Origin of the sequence: Nonomuraea basaltis, assembly GCF_005893125.1 — a bacterium.
GTDB lineage: Bacteria > Actinomycetota > Actinomycetes > Streptosporangiales > Streptosporangiaceae > Nonomuraea > Nonomuraea basaltis.
In genome coordinates, this window is record NZ_VCJS01000168.1 from 1 (window position 1) to 20,110 (window position 20,110).

20 protein-coding genes and 1 riboswitch are annotated in these 20,110 nt (G+C 70.8%); of the genes, 11 read left to right on the forward strand and 9 right to left on the reverse strand.

Annotation, left to right across the window (positions count from 1 at the left end):
• Positions 1-364: 364 nt before the first annotated feature.
• The 3 genes from EJK15_RS48950 (at position 365) to EJK15_RS48955 (ending at position 3,011) form a co-directional block, all read left to right on the forward strand.
• The gene (locus EJK15_RS48950) at positions 365-1,579 is read left to right on the forward strand and encodes a serine hydrolase domain-containing protein (protein WP_138717326.1); all 1,215 of its coding nucleotides are present in this window, start codon (positions 365-367) and stop codon (positions 1,577-1,579) included.
• 221 nt (positions 1,580-1,800) lie between these two features.
• Complete coding sequence (locus tag EJK15_RS71515; RefSeq protein WP_171074968.1) at positions 1,801-2,151, forward strand: hypothetical protein; 351 nt, start codon at positions 1,801-1,803, stop codon at positions 2,149-2,151.
• A 284-nt stretch (positions 2,152-2,435) separates the two neighbouring features.
• Positions 2,436-3,011 (forward strand): HD domain-containing protein, encoded by a 576-nt coding sequence (locus EJK15_RS48955; protein WP_138717327.1) that lies wholly within the window; start codon positions 2,436-2,438, stop codon positions 3,009-3,011.
• A gap of 18 nt (positions 3,012-3,029) precedes the next feature.
• On the opposite strand, the gene EJK15_RS48960 is transcribed toward EJK15_RS48955, so the two are convergent.
• Positions 3,030-4,367: an ankyrin repeat domain-containing protein gene (locus EJK15_RS48960; protein ID WP_240777698.1), complete on the reverse strand. Its 1,338-nt coding sequence runs from the start codon at positions 4,365-4,367 to the stop codon at positions 3,030-3,032.
• A gap of 182 nt (positions 4,368-4,549) precedes the next feature.
• Here EJK15_RS48960 and EJK15_RS48965 point away from each other — a divergent pair, with 182 nt between their 5' ends.
• A complete protein-coding gene (locus EJK15_RS48965) occupies positions 4,550-5,317 on the forward strand; it encodes a DUF1707 SHOCT-like domain-containing protein (protein ID WP_138717328.1) in 768 nt (255 codons plus the stop codon).
• 98 nt (positions 5,318-5,415) lie between these two features.
• On the opposite strand, the gene EJK15_RS48970 is transcribed toward EJK15_RS48965, so the two are convergent.
• The 4 genes from EJK15_RS48970 to EJK15_RS77980 all read right to left on the reverse strand — a co-directional run bounded on the left by EJK15_RS48970 (position 5,416) and on the right by EJK15_RS77980 (position 8,920).
• Entirely contained in the window at positions 5,416-6,114 is a 699-nt protein-coding gene (locus EJK15_RS48970) for a sirohydrochlorin chelatase (RefSeq protein ID WP_240777701.1), read from the reverse strand.
• Positions 6,115-6,173: 59 nt separating this feature from the next.
• Complete coding sequence (locus EJK15_RS48975; protein WP_138717330.1) at positions 6,174-6,902, reverse strand: phosphoadenylyl-sulfate reductase; 729 nt, start codon at positions 6,900-6,902, stop codon at positions 6,174-6,176.
• A gap of 136 nt (positions 6,903-7,038) precedes the next feature.
• Positions 7,039-8,727 carry a nitrite/sulfite reductase gene (locus EJK15_RS48985; protein ID WP_138717331.1) on the reverse strand — a complete coding sequence of 563 codons (1,689 nt, stop codon included), beginning with the start codon at positions 8,725-8,727 and terminating at the stop codon, positions 7,039-7,041.
• 109 nt (positions 8,728-8,836) lie between these two features.
• Complete coding sequence (locus EJK15_RS77980; protein ID WP_354532976.1) at positions 8,837-8,920, reverse strand: putative leader peptide; 84 nt, start codon at positions 8,918-8,920, stop codon at positions 8,837-8,839.
• 253 nt (positions 8,921-9,173) lie between these two features.
• On the opposite strand from EJK15_RS77980, the gene EJK15_RS48990 reads away from it, so the two are divergent.
• From EJK15_RS48990 to glyA, 5 genes are all read left to right on the forward strand, one after another.
• On the forward strand, positions 9,174-9,947 hold the full coding sequence (locus EJK15_RS48990; protein WP_138717332.1) for a TIGR03084 family metal-binding protein: 774 nt from the start codon (positions 9,174-9,176) through the stop codon (positions 9,945-9,947).
• A 54-nt stretch (positions 9,948-10,001) separates the two neighbouring features.
• Positions 10,002-10,376, forward strand: a complete 375-nt coding sequence (locus EJK15_RS48995) for a YccF domain-containing protein (protein WP_138717333.1) — start codon at positions 10,002-10,004, stop codon at positions 10,374-10,376.
• Positions 10,377-10,503: 127 nt separating this feature from the next.
• Positions 10,504-11,364: a YihY/virulence factor BrkB family protein gene (locus tag EJK15_RS49000; RefSeq protein ID WP_138717334.1), complete on the forward strand. Its 861-nt coding sequence runs from the start codon at positions 10,504-10,506 to the stop codon at positions 11,362-11,364.
• A gap of 37 nt (positions 11,365-11,401) precedes the next feature.
• Positions 11,402-12,796, forward strand: a complete 1,395-nt coding sequence (locus EJK15_RS49005) for a serine/threonine-protein kinase (protein ID WP_138717335.1) — start codon at positions 11,402-11,404, stop codon at positions 12,794-12,796.
• 198 nt (positions 12,797-12,994) lie between these two features.
• Positions 12,995-13,077, forward strand: a riboswitch (ZMP/ZTP riboswitch).
• 25 nt (positions 13,078-13,102) lie between these two features.
• On the forward strand, positions 13,103-14,353 hold the full coding sequence (gene glyA / locus EJK15_RS49010) for a serine hydroxymethyltransferase (protein ID WP_138717336.1): 1,251 nt from the start codon (positions 13,103-13,105) through the stop codon (positions 14,351-14,353).
• Positions 14,354-14,615: 262 nt separating this feature from the next.
• On the opposite strand, the gene EJK15_RS49015 is transcribed toward glyA, so the two are convergent.
• The 3 genes from EJK15_RS49015 to EJK15_RS49025 form a co-directional block, all read right to left on the reverse strand.
• Positions 14,616-15,908, reverse strand: a complete 1,293-nt coding sequence (locus EJK15_RS49015; protein ID WP_138717337.1) for a CHRD domain-containing protein — start codon at positions 15,906-15,908, stop codon at positions 14,616-14,618.
• A gap of 161 nt (positions 15,909-16,069) precedes the next feature.
• Positions 16,070-16,780: an anti-sigma factor family protein gene (locus tag EJK15_RS49020; protein WP_138717338.1), complete on the reverse strand. Its 711-nt coding sequence runs from the start codon at positions 16,778-16,780 to the stop codon at positions 16,070-16,072.
• Complete coding sequence (locus EJK15_RS49025; protein ID WP_276615506.1) at positions 16,777-17,340, reverse strand: sigma-70 family RNA polymerase sigma factor; 564 nt, start codon at positions 17,338-17,340, stop codon at positions 16,777-16,779. The genes EJK15_RS49020 and EJK15_RS49025 overlap by 4 nt, the downstream gene beginning before the upstream one ends.
• A gap of 301 nt (positions 17,341-17,641) precedes the next feature.
• On the opposite strand from EJK15_RS49025, the gene rsgA reads away from it, so the two are divergent.
• Both rsgA and EJK15_RS49035 read left to right on the forward strand, forming a co-directional pair.
• On the forward strand, positions 17,642-18,721 hold the full coding sequence (gene rsgA, locus EJK15_RS49030; RefSeq protein WP_240777699.1) for a ribosome small subunit-dependent GTPase A: 1,080 nt from the start codon (positions 17,642-17,644) through the stop codon (positions 18,719-18,721).
• A 164-nt stretch (positions 18,722-18,885) separates the two neighbouring features.
• Positions 18,886-19,512, forward strand: coding sequence for a phosphoribosyltransferase (locus tag EJK15_RS49035; protein ID WP_138717340.1), 627 nt, complete (start codon positions 18,886-18,888; stop codon positions 19,510-19,512).
• Between the two features lie 50 nt (positions 19,513-19,562).
• On the opposite strand, the gene EJK15_RS49040 is transcribed toward EJK15_RS49035, so the two are convergent.
• Positions 19,563-19,934, reverse strand: a complete 372-nt coding sequence (locus tag EJK15_RS49040) for an ATP-binding protein (RefSeq protein WP_171074969.1) — start codon at positions 19,932-19,934, stop codon at positions 19,563-19,565.
• Positions 19,935-20,110 lie beyond the last annotated feature (176 nt).

A 20,110-nucleotide genomic window follows, 5' to 3' on the forward strand; every position in this document is an offset into this window, starting at 1 on the left:
CTCCCGGCGCCACCACCACTCCGCCGGTTCTCCCTGACCACCCGGACCCCGTCGCGGGGCCGACCCGACCCCCATCTCCGCCCTGCCGCCCTGACCATCACGAGCACGGGCGGGGCGCATCGTGCACTGAGGCCGTCGAGGGCCGGCGGGCGGCCGTGTCACCCCGCCCCGGCCTGTCGACCTCCTGATCTCTGGTCCCCATCGGTCCTGTGGACGTGCCGTCAGGTGTCGTCGGCGGGGTGGGCGACGCCGGTTCCGCCGCCCTCCCGAGCCCCGTACCCGATCGGTGCGCGGCCGGCCGGACCGATGAGTTCGCCGCCCCCGGGCGGTCTGTCCCTTGATGAGACGGACAGGAGGGGTTGCGATGGGCGATCAGGACGGCGGCCAGGCGACGGGAGGGCTGTCGCGGGCGCGGCTCGGCCGGCTGCGCGAGGTGCTGGAAGAGGCCGTCGCGTGCGGTGACGCGCCCGGGGTGGTCGCGCTGGTCCATCGGCGCGGTGAGACGCACGTGGCCGCGCTCGGCGCCCTGGCGCTCGGCGGGGACGCTCCCATGCGCCGCGACACGATCTTCCGGATGGCGTCGATGATCAAGCCGATCACCGCCGTCGCCACCATGATCCTGGTCGAGGAGTGCCGGCTGCGGCTGGGCGACCCGGTGGACGACCTGCTCCCGGAGCTGGCCGCGCCCAGGGTCCTGCGCCGCCCCGACGGTCCGCTCGACGACACCGTGCCCGCTGAGCGGGCGATCACCGTACGCGACCTGCTGACCTTCCGGCTGGGGACCGGCATGGTGCCGGCCGAATGCCCGATCCAGAAGGCGATGGCGGAGGCCGGGCTGGAGATCGGCCCCGACGGACCCGCGTTCGGCCCCGACGAGTGGATCGCCCGGCTCGGCGCGCTGCCGCTGGTGCACCAGCCGGGGACGGCGTGGATGTACCACACCGGGGCGGACGTGCTCGGGGTGCTGATCGCCCGCGCCACCGGCCGGCCGTTCGCGGATTTCCTGCGCGAGCGCGTCTTCGAGCCCCTGGGGATGCGCGACACCGGCTTCCACCTGCCGGAGGAGAAGCTCGACCGGCTCGCGGTGCCGTACGCCGCCGACCCTGAGACCGGTGCGCTGTCGCGTCGCCTGGAACCGCGGGAGGGTCAGTGGGACCGCCCGCCGGCCTTCCCCTCCGGCGCCGGAGGGCCGAGCCTGCTCTCGACCGCCGACGACTACCTGGCCTTCTGCCGCATGCTGCTGCGCAAGGGCCGGTACGACGGCGGCCGGATCCTGTCCCGGCCGGCGGTCGGGCTGATGACCACCGACCATCTCACGCCGGAGCAGAAGGCCGGCAACGAGGTGTTCTTCGGGCCGGGCGGCTGGGGGTTCGGCCTCGCGGTCGGCGCGAGCCGCGACGACCTCGCCATCGGCCCCGGCCGGTTCGGCTGGACCGGCGGCCTGGGCACCGAGGCGTACGTCGATCCCGCCGAGGACCTGGTGGGCATCCTGCTCACCCAGCGAGCCCTGGCCTCGCCGCTGCCCCCGCGCGTGTTCCAGGACTTCTGGACCCTGGCGTACGCGGCGATCGACGACTGAGGCGAAGCGCCGGCAGAGGTTATTGATATGCCTCTCGTCCCGCAAACAAGGACAAATCGGTGTTTTGTAACCCCACCGCTTAACGCCAAGGATTTGAAGCGTTATTTGGGTTCGGGGAGTTAAATGCGATTCCGCGCGTGGGTAGGTCTGCTCCTGTCCGGGGCCGTGCCTGGCTAAGGCTCCCGGATTCGCGGACGATCTACCCATGAATGGAAAATCGAATGCACCTGAATACCGAAAGTCGGCAACCGTGCACGCGTGGACCAAGGCGCGTCGCGACACTGGCCCTGGCCGCCGCGGCCGCCGGGGTCATGCTCCTTCCCGTCGGTCAGGGGGTCGCCGGCGCGAGCTCCACCGCCACGACCGGGATCTCGTACAGCTCGTATGAGAAGCCGCCGCTGCACTGCGGCTGGGGTGACCGTTACTGCAACTACGGCTGGTGGGGCAACCGCTGGTGGGGCCCCTCGCACCCCGGCTGGGGTCACGGGCACCACCACGGCAACTACCACGGCAACTACCACGGCAACGACCCCGGTCACCACTACGGCGATAACGTCTCGTGGCGTCGATGAGGAAAAAGGCGATTAATCGCACGACGATCGGCGGCGGGCGGAAATCGCCTCCTCGAGGCGGCCGATGACAAATGCCGCGGCCATATGGATGGCCGCGGCATTTGTCGGAATTTGCGATATTCGCGGAAGGCGGCCCCTCGTGGCAGGGGACGGCGGTCGGGTCCGGCGAGATCACCTGCACCCTGGAGACCGGGCGCCCGGCCCCGCGCCGGGGCCGTCCCTCAGCGGGAGCCGAGTCCGTCGTCTAGGCTCGTAGGCTCTGCGCATGACGAGAGGGGGTCCTCGTGGCGGACGATGTGACGGGACTGGCAGGGCTGCTGTACGAGTTGGGGCTGCTCAAGCGCTACAAGCGGACCGGGTGGCTCGTCGCGGGCGTACGCGATCCCGAGAGCGTCGCCGAGCACTCGTTCCGCGCGGCCGTCATCGCCGGCGTGATCGCCAAGCTCGAGGGCGGCAATCCGGAGCGGGCCGCGTTCATGAGCCTGTTCCACGACACCCAGGAGACCCGCATCACCGACATTCCGTACATCGGCAAGCGCTACCTCAAGGCGGCGCCCAACGAGGAGGTCACCGCGGACCAGGTGCGGGGCGTGGCCGAGCCGGTGGCGGACATGGTGCGCGACGCGGTGGCGGAGTATGAGGAGAAGGCGAGCCTGGAGGCCGTCTGCGCGCGGGACGCCGACAAGCTGGAGTGCCTCATCCAGGCCGTCGAATATCGCGAGCAGGGACACCAGAACGTCCAGGGGTGGATCGACAGCTCCCTGGCCGCCCTCACGACCCCGACGGGCAAGCGCCTGGCGGAGGAGGCCCTGCGCACGGGCACCCTGGAATGGGTGACCCGGGTGCTCAACGGCGACTGAGGGCCCCTCCCGCCCGCGCTACTGCTCCGTGACGAGGCCCCTGGCGTACTCGTCGTCGCTCTCCGCCAGCACCCGCGCGGCGCCCAGGGCGGCCCGGTCGTCCCCGCGGACGGCGAGCCCGCGCGTGGCCTCGGCCACCGTGTTCAGATCCGGGTCGGCCAGCCGGGCCGCCAGCGCCTCGCGGATCCGCGGCGTGTCGGCCTCCAGCCCCGCGAGCCCGGCGGTGGCCCAGTCGCGCACGTCGGAGTCCTCGTCCTCGGTCATCTCGATCAGCAGCGCCAGGCCCTCCTCGTGGTCGGGAGGCAGCACGTCGGCCAGCGCGATCGCGTCCGTCATCGTGCGCTCGTGGCCCGGGCGGCCGATGATGTCGAGGACCGCCGGCAGCGCCCGCGGGTCGCCCTGGTGGCCGAGCGCGGCCAGCACCGAGCGCAGCACCTGCGGGTTGCCCTCCGTGGTGACCATCTTCAGCAGCAGCGGCAGCGTGCGCTCCAGGTAGGGCTTCTCGCCCTCGGCGATCCCGAACTGGGCGATCGCGTCCACGCCGAACTCCCGCTCCCTGGCGTCCTCGCTGACGCACAGCCTGGCCAGCGCCTCGTACGTCTCCTCGTCGCCCCGCCTGCGCAGCGAGTCGGCGACGACCCACCAGGTCTCGGCGTCCTCGTCGACATCGCGGTGGGCCACGGCCCGCGCCACGAGCTGATCCACGGGGGTGTAGACGCCGGCCGCCTCCTCCAGCAGGGTCGCGACGGCCGCGTGCCCCCGCTGGGCCTGGACCTGCTCGGTCTCGGAGCCGTCCGGCGCGCGCCCGGCCACCGTGACCAGCTCGGTGCCGTCCTTGGCGTGCTGGCGGCTCACGGCGTACTCCCAGCCGTCCTGCTCGATCTGGTCGAGCAGGGCGCTCTCCAGGTGCACGCCCACCCAGGCGACGGCGATGTCCAGCGGCGTGTCGCCGTCGCCGTCGAACTTCTCGTGGTCGGCGCCCGCCTCCAGCAGCTCCTGCACCACGCCCAGCGCGCCGCGCCTGGCGGCCAGGGTGAGCGGGGTGTCGCCGTCGTCGTTGGCCGCGTCCACGTCGGCGCCGGCCTCGATCAGGAGCCTGGCGGTGGGTGCCTGGCCGTTGGCGGCGGCCCAGAGCAGCGCCGTCCAGCCGCCGGCCTCGCGCCCGTTGACGTCGGCGCCGACCGCAAGCAGCGTTTCCGCGACCTCATGCCGGTCCCAGGCGGCGGCCGCGCACAGCGGCAGCCCTTCCTCCTCGCCCTCGCTGGGCCTGTTGGGGTCGGCGCCGCCGGTGAGCAGCTTGCCCACAGTCTCGGTATCGCCGTTCAACGCCGCGCGGTAGAGCTGTTCCTCATGCATGACACGGACCCTAGCTTGGTCCGGCCGCGCCCCGGGCCAAGCTAGGGCCATGTCATCGAGTGGTACGCGATCCCGCCCCGGCACGGTTCAACCGCCATGACAGATGTGCGGAGTTTTGGTAATGACGCGTTTCCTCCAAAAGGAGGAGCTTCAATTCGGCCAAGACGCGATATGTTGCGAGTATGACTGATCCCGGGGAGGTCCGCGCATCCGACGCCGAGCGCGAGGCCGTCGTCGAGCAGCTCCGTGTCGCCTCGGTCGAAGGCAGGCTCACGCTCGCCGAGCTGACCGACCGCACGGAGGCCGCCTACACCGCCACCACGCACGCCGAGCTGGCGATGCTCACCCAGGACCTGCCCGCCGCCGGCGCCGTGCCCGCGCCGCCCGTCCCAGTCCGCGAGGGCAGGAAGCGGCGCTGGTTCGTGGGGATCATGGGCGACTCCAAGCGGCGCGGGAAGTGGCAGATCGACCAGGAGCTCGGCGCGGTCGCCGTGATGGGTGACGTGCTGCTCGACCTGCGCGAGGCCGAGGTGCGCACGAACATCGTCGACATCACCGCCGTCTCCGTGATGGGCGACGTGAAGATCATCGTGCCCGACGGGGTGAACGTGGACCTCGACGGCGTGGCCATCATGGGCGACAAGAAGGTGGACGTCCTGGAGGCGGCCCCCGGCATGAACGTGCCCGTGGTGCGGGTGCGCGCGTACGCCGTGATGGGCGACGTCAAGGTGATCGGCGACGCGCGGGCACAGCCGCTGAAGCGCGGCTTCGCGGCCTGGCGCGAGCACTGGCGGCAGCTGCACGGCGAGGACTGGCGGGAGCTGGGCAGGCAACTGCGCTCTGAGGGCCGCGAGGACTGGCGGGAGCTGGGCAGGCAACTGCGCTCAGAGGGTCGCGAACTGCGCAAGCAGCTGCGCGACGACAGCAAGGACCTCAGACGCGGCTACTGACGCGCGGCGCGCGCGATGGGGACCACTGAACACGCCCGCGAGCCGGTGGCCGGGACGGCTCCCGGCCGGGCCGAGTGGCGGCTGACCGTGCCGGCCGTTCAGACCGCGATCGGCACCGGCCGCCGCTGCGCCGCCTCGTAACGTTCCAGCAGCACGTCGACCAGCTCCGGCGCCGGCCCCAGCACGTCGGACACGACGGCGGCGCCCGCCTCCAGCGTGGTGCGCCGCACCTTGTCGGCGAAGTAACCCGGAGCCAGCAGGTACGGCGCGACGACCACTCTCGGCGCGCCCGCCCGCAGCAGCTCCGTGACCGCTCGCGCGGGGGAGGGGTCGGCGGCCGAGGCGTAGGCGGCCCTGACCGTCCACCAGCCGGTGCGCCGCCACTCCCGCGCCAGCCCCGAGATCACCGCGTTGGCCCTGGCGTCGCTCGAACCCGCCGACACCAGCACCACGGCCGTGTCCGGGTCCCCTGGGCGCACGCCCGCCTCGGCCAGCCGCCGCTCCAGCGCCGAGACCAGCAGCGGATGCGGCCCCAGCGTGGTCCCGTAGTGCACGCGCAGGCGCGGCTCGCGCGCCCGTACCTCGTTCAGCGCCGCCGGCAGGTCCACCCGGCTGTGGTAGGCCTCGGTGAGCAGCAGCGGCAGCACCACGGCCTCCTCCAGGCCCTGCAGGGCCTGGCCGAGCGTGGGAGCGCAGTGGTCCAGGTACGCGACGCGGACGTCCAGCGGCACCTGGTCGAGCAGCGCGGCCACGGTGGCGGCGGCGCGCGGATCTCGCGACCCGTGCGCCACCGCCACCAGTGGCACGCGACCGGAGGCCGTCCCGCCTGCCAACGGGACGGGTCCCCTCCTGGGGATCACAGGTGAATGCCGCATTCGACCTTCCCCAGGCCCGCCCAGCGCCCGCTGCGCGGATCCTCTCCCTCGGAGACCTGGCGCGTGCACGGCGCGCAGCCGATCGAGGGGTAGTTGTCGTAGTGCAACGGGTTGATCAGCACCCCGTTGTCGGCCATGTAGTTGTCGACGTCGTCCTGGGTCCAGGCCGCGATCGGGTTGACCTTGACCATCTGCCGCTTGGCGTCCCACTCGACGACCTTGGTGTTCGTCCGGCTGGGCGACTCGTCGCGGCGGATGCCGGAGATCCACGCCAGGTACGGCTCCAGCGCCCGGTTCAGCGGCTCCACCTTGCGCAGGAAGCAGCACAGGTCCGGGTTGCGGCCGAACAGGCGCGGGCCCAGGTCGCGATCCTGCTCCGCGACCGTCCGCGACGGCTTGATGTCGATCACGTTGACGTCATAGACCTGCCGCACGGCGTCCCGCGTGCCGATCGTCTCGGCGAAGTGGTAGCCGGTGTCGATGAACAACACGTCCACGCCGGGTTTGACCCTGCTCACCAGGTCGATGAGGAGGGCATCGCTCATGGAGGACGTCAGGCAGAGCCGGTCCCCGAACGTGGCCGCCGCCCAGCGGATGATCTCGCGCGCGGGGGCGCCCTCCAGGAACGTGGCGGCGGACTCGACGATGTCCTGCAGGTCGAGCGTGCCGCGCTGCTCTCTTAAACCGACCTCGATGTCGACCAGCGTCATATCTTCACTCCGATTCCAAGAAATTTCAGCTTGAAGGCACGAGCGCAGGCGCGGCAGTACCAGCCGCCGTCCCCCTCATAAGGTTCGAGGTCCTCGTCGCCGCAGTAGGGGCAGTGGAACGGAACCGCTCGCGTGGTCATTTCAGGTCCGCCTCGTCCGCTCGCTGCACCCAGTCGGCGAACGACTCGCCTTCCTTGCGCTGGGCGTCGTAGTGCTTCACCACGCGCTCCACGTAGTCGGGCAGCGCCTTGGCGGTGGTCTTCAGGCCGCGGACCTTCCTGCCGAAGCCCGGGTTGACGCCCAGCGAGCCGCCCAGGTGGATCTGGAAGCCCTCGACCTGGTCGCCGTTCTCGTCCACCACCAGCTGGCCCTTGAGGCCGATGTCGGCGACCTGGATGCGGGCGCAGGAGTTGGGGCAGCCGTTGACGTTGATGGTCAGCGGCTCCTGGAAGCCCGGCAGCCGCCGCTCGAGCTCGTCGATCAGCTGGGCCGCGCTGGCCTTGGTCTCGACGATGGCCAGCTTGCAGTATTCGATGCCGGTGCACGCCATCGTCTGACGCCGGAACGTGGACGGCCTGACCTGCAGGTCATTGGCCTCCAGCTCGGCCACGATGGAGTCGACCTGGCCGGGCGCGACGTCGAGGACGACCATCTTCTGCTCGACGGTCGTGCGCACCCGGCCGGAGCCGTGGCGCTCGGCGATGTCGGCGATCACGTGCAGCTTGTCGCCGTCGAGCCGGCCCACCTTGGGCGCGAAGCCGACGTAGAAGTTGCCGTCCTTCTGCGGGAAGACGCCCACGTGGTCGCGGCGGCTGCCGCGCGGCTGCTCGGGGGCGGGCCCGTCGGGCAGCGGCGCCTTGAGGTATTCCTGTTCGAGAACTTCCCGGAATTTCTCGGTGCCCCAATCGTTGACCAGGAACTTGATCCGCGCCCGGTGCCGCAGCCGCCGGTAGCCGTAGTCGCGGAAGATCCCGACCACGCCCTCGTAGACGTCGGTCACCTGCTCCGGCCTGACGAACACGCCGATGCGCTTGCCGAGCATCGGGTTCGTGGACAGGCCGCCGCCCACCCACAGGTCGTAGCCGGTCTCGCCGCGCTCGTTGACCACGCCGACGAACGCGATGTCGTTGATCTCGTGCACGGTGCAGTGCGCCGGGCAACCGCTGACCGCCGACTTGAACTTCCGCGGCAGGTTCGAGTAGGCCGGGTTGCCGACGATCCGCTCCTGGATCTCGCGGATCGGCTCGGTCGCGTCGATGACCTCGTCGGAGTCGATTCCGGCAAGCGGGCAGCCCAGGATCACGCGGGGGGTGTCGCCGCACGCCTCCGTGGTCGACAGGCCCACGGCTTCCAGGCGCTCCCAGATGTCGGGTACCGACTCGATCTCGATCCAGTGCAGCTGGATGTTCTGGCGGTCGGTCAAGTCGGCGGTGCCGCGGCCGTACTCGTTGGAGATGTCCGCGATCGTACGCAGCTGCGCCAGGTCGAGCTGGCCGCCGTCGATGCGTACCCGCAGCATGAAGTAGCTGTCGTCCAGCTCCTCCGGCTCGAGGATCGCGGTCTTGCCGCCGTCGATGCCGGGCTTGCGCTGGGTGTAGAGCCCGTACCAGCGCATGCGGCCACGCAGGTCGGCGGGGTCGATCGAGTCGAAGCCACGCTTGGAGTAGATGTCGATGATGCGCTGGCGGACGTTGAGGCCGTCGTCGTTCTTCTTGTTCTCTTCGTTCTTGTTGAGCGGCTCACGGTAACCGAGAGCCCACTGGCCTTCGCCGCGCGGGCGTTTGTGATGCCGGCTGGCAGGAGTGCGGCTGGCAGGGGTGCTCATTGCGCGTCCTTCGGATCATTGGGCGCGCGCAGACTTCCTCCGGCCTCATCGTCGAGGGCAGGAATGGTGGGGAGGATTGCGACGCGCTCAGCGGCAGAAAAGATGAGAGTCAGCGGGCGTCGCAACAGATGGCACTGCGGACACGCAGAAGGTCGACGTGGCGTCGACCTACGAGCATGGGGTCCGCTGGCATGCTTAGACGATACCCCGGCGGTCCAGGATGTCCAAGACGGGGTCCAGAGTGTGGGACTGTCCGACTCCAGCGCGGGTCCCGGTCAGCCCTGGCGCCGCCAGCCCAGCTCCGAATCCTTGGGCTGCTGCTCGGTCTGGTGCTGGCAGTCGCACCAGGAGCCGCCGCGGCAGTCCTCGTGCCGTTTGTCTTTGCAGCTCTCGCAAATCACGCTTGCATTATTCTCCTAGAACCTTGTTCGGGAGGCTGACAGCGCATGAATCTCATGGCCGAGTTGCTCGATGATCTCCGCGCCGAGACCGCGTCCTTCGAGGGGCTGCTCCAGCCTCTGCGGGACGAGGGCTGGGAGCTGCCCACGCCCGCCGAGGGGTGGGCGGTCCGCGACCAGGTGAGCCATCTGGCGTGGTTCGACGACGCCGCCGCCCGGGCGGCCACCGACCCCGGCGGCTTCCACGCCTCGCTGCCGGGCTTCCTGTCGGTCGACGACCTCGTCCTGGAGGCGCGCGGGATGCCGCCGGCCGAGTTGCGCGACTGGTTCCGCGCCGCCCGCGCCCGCAGCGTCGAGGCGTTCGCCACGCTGGGCGCCCGCGACCGGGTGCCGTGGTTCGGGCCGGCGATGTCGGCCGCCTCCTTCGTGACCGCGCGGCTGATGGAGACCTGGGCGCACGGCCAGGACGTGGCCGACGCGCTCGGCGTCGTCAGGGAGCCGACGGCGCGCCTGCGGCACGTGGCCGCGATCGGGTTCCGGGCCAGGCCGTACAGCTTCGCCGTGCGCGGCCTGTCCGAGCCGGCCGAGCCGGTGCGGGCGGAGCTGGCCATGCCCGGCGGGAGCACGTGGACGGCAGGCCCGCCGGAGGCCGTCAGTGTGGTGCGCGGGCCGGTGCTCGACTTCTGCCTGGTCGTCACCCAGCGCGTCCATCTGTCCGACACCGCGCTGGAGATCACCGGCGAGCCGGCGCGGGCCTGGATGGAGATCGCCCAGGCGTTCGCAGGTCCCCCCGGGAAGGGCAGGGCCCCACGATCCGGGTGACGTCAGGGTCATTCCGGATAACGCGAACGACCCATCCGGTGACATGCTGTGAGAATGCGCACAATCTTGAACGTCATCTGGCTGGTGTTCGCCGGGGTCTGGCTCGCGATGGGATACGCGCTGGCCGGGATCATCTGCTGCATCCTGATCGTCACCATCCCGTTCGGCATCGCCTCGTTCAGGATCGCCGGGTACGCACTGTGGCCGTTCGGCCGGAGCGTCGAACGCGACCCCGACGCGGGCGTGTTCTCACTCCTCGGCAACATCATCTGGTTCGTGGTCGCCGGCGTCTGGCTGGCCATCGGCCACGTCGTCACCTCGATCCCGCTGTTCATCTCCATCATCGGCATCCCGATGGGCGTCGCGAACATCAAGATGATCCCCGTCTCCCTCCTCCCGCTGGGTGCGCGCATTGTAGACGACCACTAGGGCAGTGGCGGGGGACGTAAGCTGTCTCGGAGAGTCACTGCGAACGTTGGGTGCCATGACGTCCACCGATGCGCCTCCCCGGCCGAAGAGGGGCCTATCCTCCAATGCCCGGGCCAGGCTGAACTGGGTGCTCGACACGAAATCGTGGGCGATCGTCCGCGCGGCCACGAACGCCGGCGTCAACTACCGGGTGACCGGCCTGGCAGGCGAGGCGGCGTTCTTCGCGCTGCTGTCGCTGCCGCCCTTCGTGCTGGGCCTGATCGGCGTGCTCGGCAAGCTCGGCACCTGGCTGGGCATCGGCGTGGTCTCCGACGTCAAGGCGTCGGTGCTCGAGCAGGCCAGGTTGCTGTTCACCGACGACGCGGTGAACAAGGTGATCAACCCCCTCATCACCGACGTGCTCAGCGACGACGCCGGCAAGGTGTCGATCATCTCGCTGGGCTTCCTGCTGTCGCTCTGGTCCGGCTCCAGAGCCCTCTACGTCTACGTCGACCTCATCTCCGTCGCCTACGGCCTGGGCGAGGAGCGCGGCATCATCCGCACCAGGCTCATGTCGTTCGGCCTCTACATCGTGGGCCTGGTCATCGGGATCATCGTCATGCCGATCCTCCTCGTCGGGCCGGCGCTGCTCAGAGAGGCGATGCCCGGCGAATACGGCATCATGGTCGACGTCCTCTACTGGCCAGTCGTGATCATCGGCTCGGTGCTGTTCCTGACCGTGCTCTACCACGTCAGCGTGCCGTTGCGGACGAAGTGGTACCGCGAGCTGCCCGGCGCGATCCTCGCGCTGTTCCTGTGGATCGTCTGCGCCGCGGTGCTGCGCGCCGTGCTGGCGGCGTGGTTCTCGCCCGTCTCCGTGTACGGCTCGCTGGCGGCGCCCATCGCGCTGTTGCTGTGGCTCTACATCACGGCGCTGGCCGTGCTGATCGGGGCCATACTGAACGCCGAGGTCGATCGGCTCTGGCCGGGCGAGAGCCGCACCAAATAGCGCCATACAGAGCTCGCTTTCCGGAATAATCGCCCCGATGGACGTGCAGCAGCGGGTCGGCCCCTACGGTCTCGTCAGGAAACTGGGCGAGGGCGGCATGGGTGTCGTCTATCTGGCGGAGGACCCGGCGGGACGACGGGTCGCGCTCAAGACGATGCGGCCGGAGCTGGCCGCGCGCGAGGAGTTCCGGCGCAGGTTCGGCAAGGAGACGAGCCTGGCGAGGCGGGTCGCCAGGTTCTGCACCGCGCCCGTGCTCGACGCCGGGTTCGACAACGGGATCGCCTACCTGGTGACCGAATACGTCGAGGGCCCCGACCTCTCCGCCGTGGTCAGGCAGCAGCCGCTGACCGGCGCGAACCTGGAGGCGCTGGCCGTCGGCGTGGCCACCGCGCTGGCCGCCATCCACCAGGCCGGGGTCGTGCACCGCGACCTCAAGCCGTCGAACGTCCTGCTCAGCCCGGTCGGCCCCCGGGTCATCGACTTCGGCATCGCCCAGCTCGCAGGCCCGGCCGCCGAGGCGCCGGCCACGGTCGCGCAGAGCATGGGCACGCCCGCGTACATGTCGCCCGAGCAGGCCAAGGGCGAGCAGGTCACCCAGGCGAGCGACATCTTCTCGTGGGGCGCGCTGGTGGCCTACGCGGGCACCGGGCGGCCGCCGTTCGGCACCGGCGGGGTCGCGGAGGTCGTCTACCGGGTCATCAACCATGCGCCCGTGCTGGACGGGCTCGACGAACGGATCAGACCGCTGGTGGAGCGGGCGCTCGACAAGGACGCGACCCGGCGGCCGACCGCGCAGCGGCTGATGGACCTGCTGCTGGGCCGTCCCGAGGTGCCGGTGGAGGCGGCCACCCGGGCGGTGTCGGAGACGTGGACGCCCGTCGTCTCCCCGCCGCCGCCGGCCGTCTCGCCGCCGGCCGCGGCCCCGAAACGGCGGTCCTGGGCGCCGTTGCTCGTCGGGGTCGTGGCCGCCGCGCTCGGCGCGGTCGTCACGCTCGCGGTGGTGCGCCCGTGGGAGCAGCGCGGCGCCGAGCCTGGCACGCCCGCGGTCGCCAGCACCCTCGACGCCCTGGGCAGCACCTTCCGCGTGCAGGTCGACTCGCTGGTGCGGCAGGGCACCACGGTCCGCCTGCAGTGGACGGTCAAGAACGTCGGCACGGAGAACGCGCCCCTGCACGGAAAGTTCGGCAAGGACGTCTGGGACGGCACCGTGTCGAAGGTGAGTATCGTCCCGCCCGGTGTCGGCAATCCGATCTACCCGGCCAGGAAGGGCGACGCATGCCAGTGCGCCGAGGTCCCCAATGCCCCGTTCCAGGGCGGTACGCAAGTGCAGCTCTGGGCCGTCTTCGACGGCCTGCCCACGGACGCGGAGCAGGTGGACGTCGACCTGGGGCCACTCGGTGTGATCAGGAACGTGGCCGTCACGTCCGCGTGACGAGTTCCGGCCGGTCGCACTCAAGGTGCTCAGGCCCGAGCCGGCCGGTCGCGACGACTTCAGGCGGCGCGTTCTTCGCCGTGTTCCGCGGCATTCCGAAAACCGTGAAGGCCGTTGACCTCGACCTTCTCACCCTCGGCCGGTCCAAGCACGTGCAGATCACCAAGAAGTGAGGCCCTGCCGGATCCGCTATCGTCTAGAGCGAGACGCGACTGGCGCATTGGGTGGGATCGACCACCGGGGAGCGAAAGGAGCGGAGGCCGTGCGCCTGGGTCTTCGCAGGTTGTCAACGATGACAGGAGAGTCATGAGTTCTCTCGCTAGCGTCGACCCGCAGATCGCCGAGCTCATCAAGGCAGAGGAGCGTCGCCAGGCCGACACGGTCAAGCTCATCGCCTCGGAGAACTACGTCTCCAAGGCTGTGCTCGAGGCCACCGGCACCGTCCTGACGAACAAATACTCCGAGGGCTACGCGGGCAAGCGCTATTACGAGGGCCAGCAGGTCATCGACCAGATCGAGACCGTGGCCATCGAGCGCGCCAAGTCACTGTTCGGCGTCAACCACGCCAACGTGCAGCCCTACTCCGGCTCGCCCGCCAACCTCGCCATCTACATGGCGTTCCTGCAGCCCGGCGACACCGTGATGGGCATGGGCCTGCCGTTCGGCGGCCACCTCACCCACGGCTGGTCGGTCTCGGCCACCGGCAAGTGGTTCAACGCGGTCCGTTACGGCGTACGCAAGGACACCGGCCGCATCGACCTCGACGAGGTCCGCGCGCTCGCGCTGGAGCACCGGCCCAAGCTGATCTTCTGCGGCGGCACCGCGATCCCGCGCATCATCGACTTCGAAGGCTTCGCCTCGATCGCCCGCGAGATCGGCGCCGTGCTGGCCGCCGACATCGCCCACATCGCGGGCCTGGTCGCGGGCGGCGCCCACCCGTCCCCGGTCGGCCACGCCGACGTGATCTCCACGACCACCCACAAGACGCTGCGCGGCCCGCGCGGCGCCATGCTCATGGCCACCAGCGACGAGCACGCCACCGCGCTCAACAAGGCCGTCTTCCCCGGCCTGCAGGGCGGCCCGCACAACCACACCACCGCCGCCATTGCCGTCGCGCTCCGAGAGGCCTCTACCGAGGAATTCAAGGCCTACGCGCACCAGGTGGTCGCCAACGCCAAGGCCCTGGCCGACGAGCTGGCCTCGCGCGGGTTCGACCTGGTGTCCGGCGGCACCGACAACCACCTGATCCTGCTGGACCTCACGCCCAAGGGCATCGGCGGCAAGCCGGCCGCCCAGGCGCTCGACCGCGCAGGGCTGGAGACCAACTACAACACGGTGCCGTTCGACACGCGCAAGCCGTTCGACCCGTCGGGCATCCGCATCGGCACTCCGTCCGTCACCTCACGGGGGATGGGCGAGGCCGAGATGCGGCAGATCGGCGCCTGGATGGACGAGGTCGTCACCGCCCTCGCCAAGGGCGACGCGGAGGACGTGATCGTGCGCGTCCACCACGAGGTGAGCGAGCTTACGGCGCAGTTCCCCGCTCCTGGTCTTTAAGGGCTGTTGATCTTTTCAAGGCGGGGGCCGTGCGACCGCATGGCGCCCGCACGCCAGCCGTCCACCTCCCGCCGATGCGGGGTGGAGCGCATGGCGGAACGCCCCGCCGCACGGGCTCCCGTGCGGCGGGGGGTTCGGCGCGACCGGGGTGGGCCGGAGTACCCCTGTCGCGGTGGCCGGGGCGGCGGGACCCGGAGGACTGGGCGCCGCGCCGGCCGGGGATGGCTTTCCGGGGACGGGACCGAGTCGTCCCCCGTCGGCCTCAGCCGAGGAACACGTAGTCGGCCCCGTACGAGACCCTGGCCTGGGCGCCAGGCTCACACGCCCCGGTGGGCGCGACACCGCCGGTGGTGTTGAGCCGCAGGATCTGGGTGGCGTGTGCGAGCAGGCCGGCGCCCGCGCCCGCCTGGGTGGCGTCGAGCAACAGCTCGGGGATGTTGCCTGCGCCGTTGGGCGTCCTGGTGACGACCGCCCCGCGGACCGCGCTGCCGTCAGGGGCGAGCCACTGCGGTGGCCCCGAGCCGGGCGTCACGAACGAGTGGTCGATCCCGCGTCGCAGCCTGGCCGCCACGCCGAGCTGGGCGAACGCGTAGCCGCCCGACGGCTGCTGGGCGCAGGTGTAGATCTGCTCGCCGCGCAGCACCTCCGCCGTGAGCGCGCGCGGGTGGGTGAACGGCTCCCCGCTGAGCCGCCCGCGTACGGCGCCGCCGTCGAACTCGGAGGTACGCAGGCTCGCGTAGTAGCGGCCCGGGCTCCCGGCGATGCGCTTGACGACCTTCGAGGCGACCGGCGTCACCCCCGCGACGCCGGTCACGTTCTGCGGGAGGGCGCCCGTGAACAGCTCCGCGACCACCGGACCGGCAGCGCCCTTGTGCACGCGCCCGCCGGTCACCGGGCCGAGCCCCGACCAGTGGGCCGTGTAGGCGACGGACGAGCCGGTGGGCCCCAGCCACCAGGTGGCCTGACCGTCCTGGTCGCCGCCGCCGCCCTGCTGCGCCTCCTCTGTCTCCTGCGCCTGCTGGGTTTCCTGGTCGCCGCCGGTCCGTGCGGAGAGCGTGGCCTGGTCGCCGCCGTGCAGGACCCCGTTGAGGTCGGCCGGCTTGGTGAGCCGGTGGAACTGGCCGCGTACCGCGCCCTGGGCATGTGCGGCGTCGCGCAGGTTGGCGTAGAAGCCGCCCGGGTCGTCGAGGAGCGCCCTGACCAGCTCCGGGTCGGCCTGGACGGTGCCCGTGACGCCGAGCACGCCGCCGGGCAGGGGGTTGCCGAAGAACTCCAGCCGCACGTCGCCGTTGGCGCCCCTGGCGCCCGCGTGGACGTGGCCGGCGGTCGGCGTGCCGATCTGGTGCCACCGGGCAGCGTACGTGACCTGGTTCCCGCTGATCTTCAGCACGACGGTGGACTGCCCGTCGGCGTCGCCCTCGGCCCCCACCTCGTTCGCGCCGCGTAGCCCCGCCGCGAGGTAGACCTCGTCACCGGAGGCGTACACCGGTGCGGGAGCGGCCAGCAGAGCAGCGGCGAGCACCGCACCGGGAACGGCGAATTTCCGGATAGACATGGCGAAACCTCGTAAAGGTCTTGATTTTCCGATCGATACGGCAAGCAGTACGCGGGCAGGCCCGGTGCGGTTCAATCCTGGTCCCGGGAAATTTCCACATTGCGACGACGGGCATGAGAAAGCCCTCCCACCAGCGGTGAGAGGGCTTGATAGGGCGAGGATCAGGCCTGGATGGTGAGCAACTTCTTACCTGTCGAGGTGATCACCTCGAAATGGTCGATATCCTTCAGCTGCGTCGCGCTGCCGCCATGCATGTAGAGCGGATCGGGCGATCCCGGCACTCCGTACCCGGCTGGAGGTACGGACCATCCGGTCATCACCCGGCGTTCTCCTGACTTGCCGACCGAGATCAGCTCGCACTCCAGTGGCCCTTTCACCCCGGCCAGCCTGAGCGCCGCGTGCGTACCCCACCCCTTCGACTCCACCACCAGCCCGCCGGTGACCCCGTCGACGCCCTTGCCCACCATGGGCTGTCCGTCGGCGTAGAACTGCTCGGCCGGGCCCATGTGATCGTCGTGCCCCTGGGCGACCTGCGGTGCGCCGTCCGCGCTGAGCTGCGTGCCGACGGTCATGCCGCCGGCCACCAGCGTGACCGCCGCCGCCATCCCGATCACGAACGTCCCCCGGCGCGTCCGCCTGTGGGCCGCCTTCCTTCGGCGGACCATGTCGATCGCCGGGGCGGGCGAAGGAGGGCGGTCGTCCTCCACGGGACCGAGGCCGTCCAGCACGCTCGCCACGCCGGCCAGGTCGGTCAGCTCGGAGCGGCAGGCGGCGCAGAAAAGCAGATGGGCCTCGAAGGCCTCCTTGTCGTCCTCATCGAGCAGGCCGAGCGCGTATGCGCCCACGTCCGTGTGCTCGACTTTCGATGTCACGCCGTCACCCCCCTCTCCTCCAGCGCGATCCGCAGGGCGCGAACGGCGTAGTAAACGCGGGACTTCACGGTGCCCACCGGGATGCCGAGTGCCTGGGCGGCGTCGTTGACCGACCGGTCTCGCAAGATCGTCTCGTTGAGGATCTCGCGGTGAGCGGGTGACAACGCCTTCAGCGCCTCTGACACGACCACCTGGTGCAGCAGTCCCTCCATCTCGTCCGGCACGGGCATGCTCTCCAGCGGTCCATCGCCCGACTCCTGCGGCCGGGCATCCCGGCGCCGCCGGTCATCGATCACGATACGTCTGGCGACCGTGGCGAGCCAGGGCATCAGCGAGACTGCATTGGGATCGAACTGTTCCGCACTGCGCCACGCTCTGATCATGGTCTCCTGCACCACGTCTTCCGCCCATTGCCGATCGCCCGCCGTCAGCCGGATCACGAAGGCCAGCAGCGGCCTGTGATATTCCCGGTAGAGCGCGGACACTGCCACCTCGTCGTCGGGCACCTCGTGGTCCGGCCGCACCCGCCGGATCCGGTGTCGTGAGCGCGGCTTGCCCATCGGGGCTGCTCCCTCGGCCGAGGGCGGGGGATACGTGCTCGCTCGCATCATTCCCCTTTCTCGGGTCCGTCGGGAGGTGGTACGGCCAGCCGCCCTTACAGGGTTCAACAGATCGCCAGATCAAATTGGATTGCAACCCCCGAGACAGGGTGCGTAGAGTCGCTCCAGAAACCGATCGAGGAGGTGATGACCATGCGGGTCGCCCTGTTCCGCGTGCCGTCAGTTCACCTCCGGGCGTGCGTCTGAGCCGCCCGGCTCCTTCTCGAACAAAGGGTTCACTCCGTTGTCTTACGATCTTTCCTTGCTCGGCTGGACCGATTCCCGCGCCGCCGAGCTGCCTGCCGGCACCATCCCCGCCCGCGTGGCCCGCGTCGACCGCGGCGCCGCCGAGGTGATCGCCGCCGACGGCCAGCATCACGTCAAATACGCCGCCCGCGTCCGCCGGGCATCGGCCGCCGACCCGATCGCGCTGCCGTGCGTCGGCGACTGGGTCGCCATCAGGCAACTGCCCGAGGGCCGCTACGAGCTCGACGAGGTGCTGCCGAGGGCGACCGCGTTCATCAGGGGCGGCGTGAGCCGCGACTCGATCGGCGGCCTGTCGGGCGACGGTCAGGGCCAGGTGCTCGCGGCCAACGTCGACATCGTGTTCGTGGCCGAGCCGTCCATGCACTCCGCCGACTTCGCCGACCTCGGCCGCATCGAGCGGCTCGTCGCGCTGGCCTGGGAGTCCGGCGGCACGCCCGTCGTGCTCATCACCAAGTCCGACCTGTTCGAGCACGGCCTCGACGACCTGCTCGCCGACGTGCGCGTGGCCGCGCCGGGGATCGACGTGCACGCCGTCTCCTCGCTGCTCGGCGAGGGGGTCGAGCTGGTCGGCCACTACCTCGGCGGCTCCCGTACGGCCGTCATCCTGGGCCCATCAGGGGCCGGCAAGTCCACCCTGGTCAACGCGCTGGCCGGGGAGTCCGTCATGGAGACCCAGCAGGTACGCGCCGCCGACGGGCGCGGCCGGCACACCACCGTGCACCGGGAGCTGATCCCGCTGCGCGGCGGCGGGCTCGTCATCGACACGCCCGGCATCCGGCGGATCGGCCTGTACGACATCGGGGAGGGTGTCGACCTCGTCTTCTCCGACATCGAGGCGCTGGCCGACCGGTGCCGGTTCGGCGACTGCGGGCACAACGGCGAGCCCGGCTGCGCGGTGCTGGCCGCGCTGGAGAGCGGCGAGCTGCCGGAACGCCGCCTGGAGAGCTGGCGCAAGCTGCAGCGGGAGGCCGCCTGGATGGCCGCCCGCACCGACGCGCGCCTGCGCAAGGAGCAGCAGAACAAGTGGAAGCTCATCACGAAGGAGATGCGCCGCTCAGGCAGGAACCGCCCCTGACGCCCGCGACAGCGGTCCGGGCGGTTGGCGGGCTCTGGACGGTGAGCCGGGTCGCGGCCGTGCAGGCGGCCGGGGCGGCCGGAGGCGGGGAGAGAGCGGGCTGGCGGGGCGGCCGGGATGGCCGGACGCGAGGAGAGAGCGGGCCGGCGGGGTAGGCAATGGTCATGGAGCTTTTCGCAGATCGGGCCGAGGCTGGGGTGCGGCTCGCCGAGCGGCTGCTGGACGCGCATGACCCCGTGGTGCTCGCGCTGCCCCGCGGCGGCGTGGCGGTCGCGGTGCCCATCGCCCGCAGGCTCGACGCCGCTCTCGACGTGCTGGTGACCAGGAAGATCGGCTATCCGCCGACGCCCGAGCTGGGCGTCGGCGCGATAGCCGAGGGCGGCGAGCCGGTGTTCGACCTGCCGCTGCTGCACCGGCTCGGCATGACGCCCGAGGACGTCGCGGACGTGGTCGAGCAGGAGCGGCGCGAGCTGGCCCGCCGCGTGCGCGCCTACCGCGGCGACCGCCCTCTGCCAGCGCTGGAGGGCCGGGAGGTGATCGTGGTCGACGACGGCCTCGCCACGGGCGGCACCGCCCGGGCGGCCCTCAGAGCGGTCGGCACGGCCAAGCCCGCCAAGGTGACGCTCGCCGTGCCGGTCGGGGCCCGCGAGACCATCAGGTCCATGCGGGAGGAGGCCGACGAGGTGGTGGCGCTGCTGACGCCGATCGACTTCAGGGCGGTGGGGCAGTGGTACGAGCGCTTCGACCAGCTCAGCGACGCCGACGTGCTGGACCTGCTCGGCAGGGACTGACCGCTGTGTCATGGCGATCTCATGCCGACTTCTGAGACCGCTGCCGGGTCTCAGCCCGCGAGCACGGCCCAGACGAGCTTGCGCGGGCCCCCGGGGGAGAGCCAGCCCCAGGCGGTGCAGAGGGCGTCGACCAGCCGCAGCCCCCGCCCGAACTCCGAGAACACGTCGGGCGCGGCGGCCACCGGCACGGTCCGGCTGTGGTCGGTCACCACGCAGGCCAGCTCCGCCTCGTGCGACAGCAGCCGGAGCTGCGCGGCCCCGCCGCCGTGCCGCATCGCGTTGGTCACCAGCTCGGAGACCACGAGCTGGGCGTCGAAGGCCACCTCGATGACGCCCCACGTGGTGAGCGTCTGGTCGACGAACCGCCTGGCCGTGGCCACGCAGGCGGGCTCCAGAGCGGCGCGCTGGTGAAAGGGGAACACAGCGTCGCATTCACCGGCACGACCCTCTACCAGAATGGACGAGAGCCATCCTGGTGGCCGATAACCGATGGCGGCTTGCGGCCGAGCGTCGAAAGTCGTCATTCTGGCCCCCGAAGCGCGGTCTGGTGATCCAATGCCCATCTTTACGGGGAGTACTTGCTAATGCAAGACTTTTC